Source organism: Enterococcus sp. AZ126 (assembly GCF_051714545.1).
Taxonomy (GTDB): Bacteria; Bacillota; Bacilli; order Lactobacillales; family Enterococcaceae; genus Enterococcus_L.
Genome location: NZ_JBIOSB010000001.1, coordinates 3,047,038 through 3,060,420, shown reverse-complemented (window position 1 = coordinate 3,060,420; position 13,383 = coordinate 3,047,038). Strand labels below are relative to the sequence as shown.

The 13,383-nt window shown below is 35.8% G+C and carries 11 protein-coding genes and 1 pseudogene; 4 read left to right on the top strand and 8 right to left on the bottom strand.

Going from position 1 to position 13,383, the window contains the following annotated elements; translation table 11 throughout:
* Positions 1–60: 60 nt before the first annotated feature.
* Positions 61–2,265, bottom strand: a complete 2,205-nt coding sequence (locus tag IGI43_RS14385; protein WP_438758467.1) for a hypothetical protein — start codon at positions 2,263–2,265, stop codon at positions 61–63.
* A gap of 534 nt (positions 2,266–2,799) precedes the next feature.
* On the opposite strand from IGI43_RS14385, the pseudogene IGI43_RS14380 reads away from it, so the two are divergent.
* Together IGI43_RS14380 and IGI43_RS14375 are read left to right on the top strand one after the other, a co-directional pair.
* A pseudogene (locus IGI43_RS14380) lies at positions 2,800–4,103 on the top strand (ISL3 family transposase).
* A gap of 170 nt (positions 4,104–4,273) precedes the next feature.
* Complete coding sequence (locus IGI43_RS14375; RefSeq protein WP_438756097.1) at positions 4,274–5,551, top strand: ISL3 family transposase; 1,278 nt, start codon at positions 4,274–4,276, stop codon at positions 5,549–5,551.
* A gap of 97 nt (positions 5,552–5,648) precedes the next feature.
* Here the strand turns inward: IGI43_RS14375 and IGI43_RS14370 are convergent, their stop codons facing one another.
* The 4 genes from IGI43_RS14370 to IGI43_RS14355 form a co-directional block, all read right to left on the bottom strand.
* The gene (locus IGI43_RS14370; protein ID WP_438758466.1) at positions 5,649–6,170 is read right to left on the bottom strand and encodes a GNAT family N-acetyltransferase; all 522 of its coding nucleotides are present in this window, start codon (positions 6,168–6,170) and stop codon (positions 5,649–5,651) included.
* Complete coding sequence (gene tsaE, locus IGI43_RS14365; RefSeq protein ID WP_438758465.1) at positions 6,167–6,640, bottom strand: tRNA (adenosine(37)-N6)-threonylcarbamoyltransferase complex ATPase subunit type 1 TsaE; 474 nt, start codon at positions 6,638–6,640, stop codon at positions 6,167–6,169. Before tsaE ends, IGI43_RS14370 begins: the two co-directional genes overlap by 4 nt.
* Positions 6,641–6,766: 126 nt before the next feature.
* Positions 6,767–7,747, bottom strand: a complete 981-nt coding sequence (gene pta, locus IGI43_RS14360; RefSeq protein WP_438758464.1) for a phosphate acetyltransferase — start codon at positions 7,745–7,747, stop codon at positions 6,767–6,769.
* A 151-nt stretch (positions 7,748–7,898) separates the two neighbouring features.
* Positions 7,899–8,582, bottom strand: coding sequence for a uracil-DNA glycosylase (locus IGI43_RS14355; protein WP_438758463.1), 684 nt, complete (start codon positions 8,580–8,582; stop codon positions 7,899–7,901).
* A gap of 196 nt (positions 8,583–8,778) precedes the next feature.
* Between IGI43_RS14355 and IGI43_RS14350 the strand changes: the two genes are divergently transcribed.
* Together IGI43_RS14350 and IGI43_RS14345 are read left to right on the top strand one after the other, a co-directional pair.
* Positions 8,779–9,648 carry a Cof-type HAD-IIB family hydrolase gene (locus IGI43_RS14350; protein ID WP_438758462.1) on the top strand — a complete coding sequence of 290 codons (870 nt, stop codon included), beginning with the start codon at positions 8,779–8,781 and terminating at the stop codon, positions 9,646–9,648.
* Between the two features lie 42 nt (positions 9,649–9,690).
* Positions 9,691–10,206, top strand: a complete 516-nt coding sequence (locus IGI43_RS14345; RefSeq protein WP_438758461.1) for an LURP-one-related/scramblase family protein — start codon at positions 9,691–9,693, stop codon at positions 10,204–10,206.
* 20 nt (positions 10,207–10,226) lie between these two features.
* On the opposite strand, the gene IGI43_RS14340 is transcribed toward IGI43_RS14345, so the two are convergent.
* The 3 genes from IGI43_RS14340 to IGI43_RS14330 all read right to left on the bottom strand — a co-directional run bounded on the left by IGI43_RS14340 (position 10,227) and on the right by IGI43_RS14330 (position 13,238).
* Entirely contained in the window at positions 10,227–10,796 is a 570-nt protein-coding gene (locus IGI43_RS14340) for a GNAT family N-acetyltransferase (RefSeq protein ID WP_438758460.1), read from the bottom strand.
* 212 nt (positions 10,797–11,008) lie between these two features.
* Positions 11,009–12,178: a 3D domain-containing protein gene (locus IGI43_RS14335; protein ID WP_438758459.1), complete on the bottom strand. Its 1,170-nt coding sequence runs from the start codon at positions 12,176–12,178 to the stop codon at positions 11,009–11,011.
* Positions 12,179–12,392: 214 nt separating this feature from the next.
* A complete protein-coding gene (locus tag IGI43_RS14330; RefSeq protein ID WP_438758458.1) occupies positions 12,393–13,238 on the bottom strand; it encodes a putative ABC transporter permease in 846 nt (281 codons plus the stop codon).
* Positions 13,239–13,383: the final 145 nt, after the last annotated feature.

Here is a 13,383-nt window from a genome sequence, read left to right as displayed (position 1 = left end):
TGTACTTCCTTCTTTCTATTTTTATTTTAACTTCCTATTTTGTAAGAAGTAACACCCAGATTATAAAGGAGCATCCGATAAAATCCATTGTAATTGCGCAGTATACGATTCGTTTACATTGATATTTACACTAGGAGTGAGGTTTAAAAATACACCATTTTGCTGATTCCAAGGAATAGCAACATTATTATTATCAGGAGAAGTATAAGCATAAGCTTCCGAAGCAATTGTCGTGATTGACGTATCCTGTCCATTTTTTCGATAAACAAACGCTTGATTGATTACCTTTTCTGTCGTTGTGGATTTCATCGGCTGACTTTCTCTAACAAGTAAGTGCCATTGATTTTTGGCAACTCGTCCATCAGCAACCATCAATGAAGTATCCACTACACTAGGACTATAAGTTGTTGTTTTCGATGGTACAGGTATGTTTTTAAACGAAATTTGCTTAGGAGACTGAACAAAACGCAAGGTTCCATCCTCAACTAAGACTGAGTTTGCATTATTTTGCGGCGTAATTGCTTCTCCCCCACCGTCAACTCCACCAATAATACTAGAAAAAGACAATGATTGTCCGACTGTACTCTGAGCTGCTACTCCTGTGTACTGCAACTTAAAAGTCGTATTTGGCTGTGTAAAATTATTTACAGGAAGTGTATTTTGATAATACCAATATTGCTGATTTAAATGAGAGTCTGTTAAGAGTTGTGTTCCTACTACTGGGGTTTGTACACCCGTACTTGAGATTTTTATCAGAGTTACTGAACTTAATTGAGCTATTCCATTTGGAATATAAGCTTTTAACATCTGCTGACTCCAAGTTGCTGGCTGATTGGTCAACGTTGTTGTTAATGTGTAGCGAATTGTTTGACCCGTAACAACAGACGATGCTGTTTCCCAATTTCCTTGTGCATTCAGTCCTTCCACCATCTGTGTGACTGAAATATTTGGCTTCAAATAGGGAATCGTTTGATTGTAACTTGTGCTCGTTACTAAAATAGATCCAGTCCGGTTACTTAGTCCTTGCACTGACAAATTGACCGTTTCCCCACCCTTAAACATTGGCAAATTAGAAAACTGAAAAGTGCCATTTGCGTTAAGTGGTGTGGTATATATTGCTCCTCCATTTATTTGCAACGCTACTTGGTAAGTCCCAGCACTTGTTTGCACTGCAGTTCCCGAAAGTTGAGTCGTTCCTGGTGTTGCGGTGCTGGCTGTTACTGGCTTGATTGGCCAACTAACAGCCTGTATAGCAGAAGATGGACTTTGAATATAATTACTTGATGTTTTTGATTGCGCGATAATGAATGCTGAAATACTATCTACATATTGTAAAGGGGATGCTAAAACGGTACTAAAGTTTCCAGATGCATCGACTGGTATCTTACTAACTATGATTGGTGCCGATGTTCCATCCGATCGAGTAATCGTGAGCTGAACAGTATAAGTATATGCACTATTTTGTATTTGTTGGATATTACCGCTTACAGTTGTTTGTAAATTTAAAATGGGACTATTTAAAATGGGTGCTGTAACATTAGGAACACCATTCCCTATTGACATAGAAGGCAATGCTATAACAGCGGATTGCGAAACATTTCCTAAAACTAAATTTATAATATTTAACCCATCCGTTGATGAACCGAATACGCCTTTGATGGGATAGTTTATACCATTACTCGCTGGTGGTATCGTGATGCCATTTTGATACAAAGCTGCTACGTCAAAACTGAAGCTAACTGCCCAACGGCTAAGACCTAACAAACTGACAATGTTAGTGGGAAATGTGACATAAACTGAATTATAAGCGCTACTATACGCTAAGGTAAATCCACGCGTCGTATCTTGAATGTTATAGCTGATACTTCCAATTAATACTGCAGGAAGTGTAACTGTTCCATAAAGTAAGGATAAAAAGCTTTGTTGCTTTGCCGTACTTCCATTGATTTGATTGGCTATTTCCGTAGGCAATTTTAATATTATCAACGGTTGACCACCTAATGATAAATCTAGAGTGGGTGTATAAGTATATGACATAGTAATAATCGACTGGCTCGTGCTACCGGTTGTGTAAGTTCCGCTAAGCGTACCTGATCCTACAGTAACCAAGCGTTCTTGTTTTTCCTTTACTAACTTAGGCTTTTCATTTTCCATTTCAGACTGCTCATACACTACTTCATCTTCTGCATAAACTTGATGCACATCAACTAGTAGAATGCTCAATATCAATCCTACTAAAAATAGAAATAACCATTTCCGTTTCACACTAACGCCTCCTCATTGATTAATGATTTATTAGCCGATTAGCTTTAAACATTCTGAAATTATACAAAAATATTATTTAAATATTATTTATACAAAAAAAAAAAGATAAATTTATTTATTACCTTAATTCTATACTGCGATTGAAATAAAGTAAAATATTTCCCTTTACTATTTTAAAAATTTATTAAAAAATATTAAATTAAAAATAAATTATATACATAATTTTTACACACTTAAAATTCTCAATTTTTTATATGAAATTCGAAATATTTGAGAATTTTAACTATAGATGCTATTATACTATTGTTCTTAGTTTTTCATATTGTGTTTCCCTTCATATAGTGTGTGTATGAAGGGTTTTTTGTATAAAAAAAAGAATCCTTAATAAATAAGGATTCCAATATTATGGCTCTATACTTTCTGATGTTGGTGAGAAATCACCGGCATCTTTTTTTAATGCAAAATAATAGAAAAGACATCCCGATATCCTTTAGAATTAAGTCGACTAAAACCAATTAAAAGGAGGAAATCAAGATGTCTTACACCAATCTTATCAAAAATACCTTAGATATTCTAGACTTAAACATTACTTTTACTGAAAATTCTTTAGAAAAAGAACGCATTAAGGGACGAATTTGTCAGGTATTTTCTGGTACATTAGACTATTTAGCCCACTCCTGTCTTCATTGTGGAGAGAAAGAAAAAGGAAAGATTATTCGTTGGGGCTATACGACTTGTCTTATTTTAATGAACGATGTGTCTGAGTATCAAACGTATTTACGCTTGAAGAAACGCCGTTTCTTCTGTTATTCCTGTGAAAGAACGTTCGTCGCTGAAACAAGTCTGATCCAAAAAGGGTGTTCGATTTCTAAGAAAGTGAAGCTATCCATTGCCGATCGATTAAGAAAGGTCACGTCTATGAGTGAGATTGCGCGTCAAAAGAAGGTCTCTGTTTCTTCTGTCTATCGCGTCTTGAAACAATTTTATGAACCGAAAAAATCAATCGCCTGACCTTGCCTGAAGTCCTTTGTTTTGATGAATTTAAATCGGTTAAACAGGTCGCTGCTTCTATGAGTTTTATCATGATGGATGGTCAAACAAAGCAGTTAATTGATGTCATTGAAAACCGTCAATTGTCCTTTTTACAACGTTATTTTTCACGATTCTCTTTGTCTGTTCGTGAACGTGTAAAATATATCGTTTGTGATATGTACGCTCCTTATTTTTCTCTCGTCAAAAAATTGTTTCCTATGGCTCAGATTATTCTCGATCGCTTTCACATTGTCCAACACATTGGACGAACCTTTTTAAAACACCGCATTCAACGAATGAATCTGTTTCTCCAGAAAGGAACTGTAGAGGCAAAAAAATATCGACACTTGAAGAAGTACTGGAAACTTCTTCAAAAGAACCAATCGAAGCTCGATTTTGAAAAACGCCAATGGCGTCCTTCTTTCCGCACCTATTTAACAGAAACAGAACTCGTTGATCGACTCCTTGCATATGATGAGGAGTTAAAATCTGGTTACACCTGTTATCAGAACGTTCTTTATGCGGTACAAACACGAGACTACACAAGATTCCACTCGCTATTAGAACAAGATTGTTCTGGACTTCCCGTCTATTACCAAACAGTTTTTTCTACCTTTAAGAAAGTTCAAAATGAAATTAAGCATGCTCTAGAATTATCCTATTCCAATGGCCCATTGGAATGCTTGAACAACCATATCAAAGTGTTAAAGAGAAATGCGTATGGGTTTCGTAACTTTTATAACTTTAAATTGAGAATTGCTTTATGCTTTGGTAACGTTCTTTTTCAGCCGAATAGAAAAACCTAGAGGTATTTTCCTCTAGGCCTTACAATAAGGTTCTATAATATATTGTGTTGGTGGAAATCAAAAAAGATTTTCTACCAGCACTTTTTTAAGCATTTAAACACAAAAAAGGAACAACTAACTGATAAAATGAAATCGACAAAAACCACAAATCATCAGAAAGGTTGTTCCCTATGGATAAGAATACCAGATTATTGCTCGGACTTACAGACAAAAACCTCTGGTTTGAAAAAAATTGGTTGGAACAAAGAACAGTAAAAGGAGTGCAAGCTCAAGTGATTAAAGCCAAGCTGACCTATTCACCTACCCATTGCGAGAAATGTGGAAGCCTCGATCATGGACAAATCATCAAAAATGGCAGTCATACAACAACAGCTCAATTGCCTGTTTTTAATGAACGTTTCACTCTATTAGAGCTAAAACGGACACGCTTTCTTTGTCATGAATGTGGTACTACTTTTCACGCTCATACAGAGCTGATTGAAGAACATCATCACTTATCTAAACAGCTTCAATACCAAATTATGCTTGACTTGAAAAAGAATGTTTCAAGAAAAATGATTGCTCAAAAGCACTTTGTTTCAGACATAACAGTCCTTAGAATGATGGATAGACTATCACAAAATTATCGAACAAACTGGAACTTCCTCCCTAAAATTTTATGTATTGATGAATTTAAATCCATGAAATCTTGCCAAGGAAGTATGAGCTTTATTTGTGTGGATGGACAACGGAATCAGTTGTTAGAAGTGTTGGAAGATAGACGACTACACAAATTGACCGCTCATTTCATGCGCTTTACACGTGAAGCTCGGCTACATGTAGCGTATCTCGTAACAGATATGAACGCTAGTTACCATCAACTTCTTCGAACGGTCTTTCCTAATGCTCAATTAGTGACGGATCGCTTTCATATCGTCCAACAAATGAATCGTACGTTGAACCAATTGCGAATTCAAACGATGAACCGCTTAAAAAGTTCTAAACCAAAACAATACCGTCGCTTAAAACGCTATTGGAAGTTACTATTGAAAGATTCCGATAAATTAGATATAAACTGTCGAGCATACCAGCCCTTATTTAAACGACCATTAAGTCAACAGGATATTGTCGATGAACTGTTGCACTATGATGCTGTCCTACGGACAGGCTATGATACGGTTCAATACTTAAAATATGCTTTTTCTCATCGGGAACATACACTCTTTTTTGAGTATCTTCAACAGCTAGATAATCAGCTACCACACTGGTTCAAAAAGAAATTACTCTTCTTTAACAAATATAAAGAAGGCATTAAAAATTCTTTTCGCTTCCCTTATTCTAATGGTGTCACTGAAGGGTTAAACAATAAACTTAAGGTAATCAAACGGGTAGCCTATGGCTATCGAAACTTTTATCATTTTCGTTCACGTATTTATATTATTCAAGGTCTTATTTTTTCACAACAATAAAAAAAGCCTGATAAGAATGTTCTATCCTTACCAGACCTAGATTTCTATTCAGTTATTTGGCTTACCAACACAATTTGACGTAGAACCATTATTTTGCTTAATCAATCAGCATACTCATCAAATGAACATCTAAAAATTCTCCATCATCCGTTTTTGCCCCGCGAGGCATGATTGCTTCTGTTTTGAATCCCATTTTTTCATATACATGAACCGCGCGTTGATTGCGGTGTTGGACAGTCAGTTCTAGACGACGGATTACCTTACTTTCCTTAGCCCATTCAATTAACTCTTCTATCATCAAAGTGCCTAATCCAAACCCCCAATAGTCTTTTAAAATGCTGATACCGATCTCACCGATATGCTCCATACGTTTTTTAGAAGACGCTTTGACAGAAGCCGTACCAATGACTTTTCCGTCTGCTAAAGCCACCATCAATACATTATTTGGAGATTCATACAGATTTGCTAGATTTTCACTCATCTCATCTGGCGTCATTTCCATGCCTTTTTCATCCATCACCAAATAAGGTGTCTCACTGCCAATTAGTGTTAATGCCTGTAAAATTTCTTCAGCATCTGTTGGGATTGCTTCCCGAATCGTAAATTCAACCTCTGTCATATTTGTTCCTCCATTTTTTGCTGAATGCGTCTTAGAAACTGCTCTGATCTTGTCCCAAAGGGTTGAATCAACAGTTTTCTTTTTTCCATGTTTTCCGTATCCTTTGCAATCGTGATATCTAAATAGTCCATCGGTAAAAACTCTCCCAATAGTTTTCCCCATTCAACAACAGATAAACCATCGCCCTCAAAATACTCATCTAAACCAAGATCATCCGCATTATTTTCAACACGATAAACATCCATATGATACAGTGGTAAACGTCCTTGTTGATATTCACGAATGATTGTGTACGTCGGACTTTTGATCATTTGATCAATATCTAACCCTAATGCGATCCCTTTTGTCATCGTAGTTTTCCCCGCACCTAACTCACCTGAAAGAATAATATTATCCCCAGAATTCGCCACTAGTCCAATAATGGTTGCTAGAGATTCCATTTCTTTAGGGTTGTTGATTGTTACATCCATTTTGTCACCTACCTACTTAAACTGTCTATCATTCCATGTAGTGTAGTATACCGAATTATTGAAAAAAAAACTAGAGAGCTGAAACAAAACGTTGAACGTTTTGCTTCAATTCTCTAGTAGTCTTAATTAATTCATTAATGTTTGTGCTGCAGTGATGATTGAAAGTTTGTAGATATCTTCTTCATTTGCACCACGAGACAAATCTGAAACTGGTTTGTTCAATCCTTGTAAGATCGGACCGATTGCTTCAAAGTTACCTAAACGTTGAGCGATCTTATAACCAATATTTCCTGATTGCAGCTCAGGGAAAACAAAGACTGTTGCTTGACCTGCAACAGATGAATTCGGTGCTTTTAGTTGCGCAACAGACGCAACGTAAGAAGCATCAAATTGTAATTCACCATCGATCTCAAGTTCTGGTGCTAAGTTTTTAGCAATTTTTGTTGCTTCAACAACTTTATCAACTTCCGGTGCTTTTGCAGAACCTTTTGTTGAGAAACTCATCATTGCCACTTTTGGCTCGATATCAAATAATTTAGCTGTTTTTGCACTATCAACCGCAATTTCAGCTAATTCTTGCGCATTCGGATTCACATTGATTGCGCAGTCTGCAAAGATGTATTTCTCTTGGTCGCGACCACGAACCATGATCATTGCACCACTTGTACGGCTAACGCCTGGTTTAGTTTTGATGATTTGTAAGGCTGGACGAACAGTATCTCCAGTTGAGTGGATTGCACCACTGACCATACCATCAGCAAGACCCATATATGTCAGCATTGTGCCAAAGTAGTTTACATCCTTTAAAATCTTACGTGCATCTTCATCTGTTACTTTTCCATTACGACGTTCAACAAATGCAGCAACCATGTCTTCCCATCCATCATAATTGTCAGGGTCGACGATTGTAAATCCAGAAGCTTTGATTCCACGAGCATGAGCAGCTTCCACAATTGCTTCTTGTTTACCAATCAAGATTGGTTCCATTAATTCTTCTGCTTTCAAACGAGCAGCAGCTCCTAAAATACGAGGATCTGTTGCTTCTGGGAAAACAATTTTGATGTTACGGCGAATGACTTTAAATTTTAAGCTATCGAATAATTCCACGATATACCCTCCAATGTTTATTTATACAAACTTATCATACACCATTCTCCAAGAAAATAACAGTTATTTCTAGCTGTATTAGTGTAAAAATGTTGATTCTGATATTGTTTTCACAAACTCACATTTCTGCACTATAACAGAAGCAGCTGTTTTAAGACACTGTATCAGGTAATTGCCAGTTAATCGGAGTCTCACCTAATTGCTCTAATGCCTGATTTGTTTTTGAAAATGGCTTTGATCCAAAGAATCCACGGTGAGCGGCCAATGGACTTGGATGGGGTGATTTGATAATGATATGCTTGTTCGTATCAATCATTTTGACTTTTTCTTGTGCTGGCTTTCCCCATAAGATAAATACAATTGGTTTATCACGATCATTCAGTTTTTTAATGATTGCATCCGTCAAATTTTCCCATCCTTGTCCTCTATGAGAATAAGCTTGACCTGCTCGAACCGTTAAAACAGTGTTTAATAATAGGACTCCTTGTTTTGCCCAACTTTCTAAAAAACCATGTGAAACTGGCGGATAACCCAAATCTGTTTGAAGTTCTTTGTAAATATTCATCAAAGAAGGTGGCGTTTTAATATTTGGCTGTACAGAAAAACTTAATCCATGTGCCTGATTAGGACCATGATAAGGATCTTGTCCCAATATGACTACTTTAACTTCTTCATATGGTGTCAACTCCAGTGCAGAATAAATATGATACATATCTGGATAAATGGTCTGTTCCTTATATTCTTGCTTTAAAAAATGTCTCAAATTTAAATAATATTCCTTCATGAACTCTTCTTCTAAAACATCTTGCCAACTATTATGAATAATTGCTTTCATTCTTGATCCTCCTATAATTTAATCGGTATGCTATTTTTCTATTCATATTAATTAAAACTTCTATTCTGAACGCTTTCTTTTACACAATAAGCATATCTGATTTTTTATGATGTGACAAGAAATTTTTTTCTGCCCTGAAATGGAAAAAACATGGTAAACTATAGATAAGATAAATAAATGAGGTGTAGAAAAATTTATGATTAAATTGATTGCTTCAGACATGGATGGAACTCTACTTGATTCAAAAATGGGGATTTCAAAAGACAATGCATCAGCAATTAGAGAAGCAGAACGTTTAGGTATTGAGTTTATGGTGGCGACAGGACGTGCTTATACAGAAGCAAAACCTGCTTTAGATGAGGCTGGGATCGAATGTGCAATGATCACGTTGAACGGTGCTAAAGTATTTGATAAAGCAGGTAATTCCCTCTTTACCGCAGGAATCGATAAAAAAACGACTACTGAAATTATGGATATTTTGGATGCACACAATGTATACTTTGAAGTCTCTACTAATAAAGGCATTTATTCTGAGCAACAAGAAAAAAGAATTGAAAACTTTGCTTCTCATATTGCAACGACAATGCCGCATATGACCTACAAAGTAGCGATTGCGATGGCTGCTGCTCACTTATCTTTACTCGATATCACTTATATAGAGAATATGCGGACATTGATTGAGCAAAAGGATATTGAAGTGTTAAAAATTATTGGTTTTAGTATGGATGGTCCGCAAGTATTAGGTCCTGCAAGTACTCAAATAAGACAGTTGAACGATTTAGCCGTCACCTCATCTGCACAAAACAATATTGAGATCAATCATAAAAATGCGCAAAAAGGAATCGCCGTCGCTCATGTTGCAAAAGACCGCGGTATTTCAAAAAAAGAAGTGATGACAATTGGGGATAATTTCAATGATGTCAGTATGTTGCAATGGGCTGATGTTAGTTTTGCAATGGGAAATGCTGAATTAGAAGTTAAAGAACATGCAAACTATATCACCTCTACCAACTTAGAAAATGGTGTGGGAGAAGCTATTTTGCGGGCAATTCGCGAAAATTTGTAATGATCTGAACGGCTAAATAATTTGGAAAAGAGGTGAGATACGGTGTCTGAATTTTTTATTCAAGAACGACAATTGAGCAATGTCACGAGGACTATTGTCAAAAAGGAAGATGGCAAGTCTCTTTTCCTACTTGTTGGACGTTGGGGAACACGCGGCGATGCTCTTTCTTTATATACGATGAGCGGTGAACTCGTCGCTAGCATCAGACAAACATCCTTTGCTTTTGGTTCACGGTTTGAATTATACAAAGGTTTTGAAAAGGTCGGCGTATTACGAAAAATTTTAAATTTGAATGCAGATTTTTACTACATCCAACATTTACATTGGAGTGTTTTAGGAGACATAAAAAATCATCGCTATTCCATCTATCAAGTCAATCGTAAAATCATGGAAATGAATAAAGCCACTCTTTTTTCAGGTGATTATTTTAGTTTGGATGTACTAAATGACGAAGATGCACCGTTATGTATATGTGTTGCTGCAGTCTTGGATTATTGGTTGTACAATAAAAAAAAGAATCCCAATCATAAACCGATCATTGGTTGGGGTGCCTGTTAAAATAAAAAAATCAGCGTCTATTATTCGCTGATTTTTTTTTGCATATGATCGTATAAATGTCCACTGATCATCATCTCAGCCACATCTTTAAAGCCTTTTCGAGTGTATAATTTTTTGGCATTTGGATTTCCTTTGTCCACACTCAATCCAATTACGTTTTTACCCTCTCTTTTAGCCATTTTAGGCAAAGCATCCAATAGTTTAGAGCCGATTCCTAATCCACGATACTTTTCATCAACAGAAATCGAATCCAAATACCATTCACCTGGCAATGTCTCAGAATCAATAAATATTCTTATTTCTTCGTCAAGATTGTATTTGCGCAATACTTTTTTTAGTGGTTCATCGATTATTGGCTCAGCTTCATTTGGATAACCAAACGCAATGCCTGCCACATGACCATCTTCTTCATACACTAAGCCACGTTGATAGCCATAACGATAGGTTGGATCAGCCACTGCTTCGGCTAATACGGCTAAAATTGTTTCTTCCGGGATAATTTCTAATAAGGATAATTCCATATCTTTTAAAATAACTAATATCAACGGAGCAATAGCCTCTCCGTCTTCTTTTGTTGCAAAACGAATCATTGTTATTCCTCACTTTCTTTACTGAAGTGTACCATTTATTTTTTGTTCATGCATTACATTCACTTGTTTTTTAATTTGTTTTAATAATTGGATGAGAAACAGTTAAAGATATCTACTAACTTATTCATTATTGGTCAAAATATTTCTTTTCATGAAGTACAACATGAATGAGAATAGCAAAAAAAGACACTCAATGAGTGTCTTTACTTTATTTATTGAATTGTAACTTTAACATTGTTTCTGCGACCCCAAGTTAAACATTGGTCAACAGATGGGAAGTGCACATCAATAATATTTCCTTTGATTGCGCCACCAGTATCTCCGGCAACAGCAAATCCATATCCTTCTACTTCAACAAATGATCCTAGAGGAATTACGCTTGGATCAACGGCAATCACATTACTTTGGGTGCGAAGATCAATCCCTGTTGCAGTGATATAGCCAGAACCAGCTTCTCTAAATGAATACGCTGTTGATTGCATGTAAAGTACTTGACCATTTGCTCCACTATTACCGGTTTCACCGCCAGTGTTTGGCGTTTCTGCAGGCTGTGATGGTGGTGTAACAACTGGTTGTTCTTCGCTACTTGAGCTTGAACTACTTGAATCACTGCTTGATGATGAACTGTTGCTTGAGCTTGATTGAACAGTCGCATCAGCTTTCTTTTGTGCTTCTTCTAATGCAACTTGCTTTTTGCGTGCTTCAGCAGCTTTCTTTTCATCAGTGATACGTTTTTCTTCTGTCTGTTTTTGGCTAGCGATTTGTTGCAATGCTGCTTGATTATCAGATAATTGCTGTTTCAATGTTACAACTTGTTCGTTCATTGCTGATGCTTCGTCCTGTAATTTTGTTTCGTTGGTTTGTAATTCATTTTGTTTACTTTTTACAGTTTCTTGAAGTTCAGACAATTTTTCTTTATCTTTAGATAAACTATTGATTTTTTCTTTTTCTGCATTTTGTAAAATCGTCATCGCGTAGGCTTTATTAAAGAAATCTGATACACTTTCAGCATCTAATAATACTTGCCATGTACGCTGTTCCCCACTTAGCTGGACATCTTTCATACGATTTCCAACGACTTCTTTACGACGCGCAATACTTTGTTCCGTCACTGTGATTTCAGCTTCAGAGTTCTTGATTGTTTCTTCAGCTTTTGAAATATCTGCTTTCAATTTTTCGATTTCAGCATATTTTTCATTAACATCATTTAAAGCTGTATTGATATCTTTGCTAAGCGATTCTCCAGTTTGTGCAGCTTGAGCTTCTTTATTCTTCAGATCGTCTAATGACTCTGCAGCAGCACTGATTGGAAGAGCAACATTTACTAGCATGACAGCAGCTAAAAATGGTATCAATTTTTTTACCTTCACTGAATCCAACACCTTTCCTAACTAAATCCAACTCTGCCTATTATACTAATCTATAAGGCTTATTTTGTTTCAATAGCGTTACAATTTATTACATTTCAGTGAAATCAGCTATTTCCCTGTAATATTGTTTGCTTTTATCCTTCTCGATTTAGTTGTAAAAACCCACGTATATCATTACTTGACACAGGTATAAGACACAAAAATAGACTGTTATATTAAATAAAAATTACTTAGACTTTTTTTTGCTTTTATTAATAATTTGTTGGACTTCGAAAGGATTTTTCACATTTTTCAATTTCAAATTAGGATAATTCCTTATCCAACGTTTTTGATTGTAGTTCATATGGGTCAATAATTTTTTGATTGCAGGACTTTCTTTAAACTCTTCTAACCAAGAATTTCGGTCTGCCATTTTTGATTGTTTACGCTCTTTCATTTCTTCCGTTACGGTTTCTTTTAGTTCAGATAGATTTGCTGAGAGTTCCTCACGTTTTTCAGTCACTGCACTTGCTAAGTCTTGTTTGCGTTCTTCCACAGCCGTACTGATCTGTGCTGTGACTTTTTTGAATGACTGCATATTCGCTAGCGTGTAAATTAGATCAGTAATGATTAGAAGTAACAAAATAATCGGTAGAACGATACCAAATTTTTCAGATAAAAATTCCTCAAATAACATTACTCTCGGATGAATAACACGTACAATCAGCACACAGCCGATCCCCCAAAATAGTGATACAGGCAAAGCAACCCGTCCATTGATATTCAACGGCACGTCTTTATAGTCCCACCAAGAAGCATGGAACATTTTTTCTAAACCATAACTCGTGATGTATTCTAAAATAGTCACTAAAATCGTTGATAGTAAATACAAGACAACGATATTTTGTTTAAGCGGCTCTAAAAAATAAAGAACACCTAAAATACCAAAACCATAAATCGGGCAATACGGTCCCACTAAAAATCCTCGATACACAAATTTTTTGGCTTTTAATGAGCAATAGACTGTCTCCCAAAGCCAACCGATAAATGAGTAGATAAAAAATAGTAAAACAATTTCAATAAATTTATTCATATACTTTCTCCTTTAAAATAGTACTTGCTTGTTATTGTAACAAATAACTATAGATTTATGCGAGCAACTTTATTCTCATGAAAAATTGATATACAATAGAAGAGAAACTTTATTGGCAAAATGATTGTTTCTTTATAAGCTCATT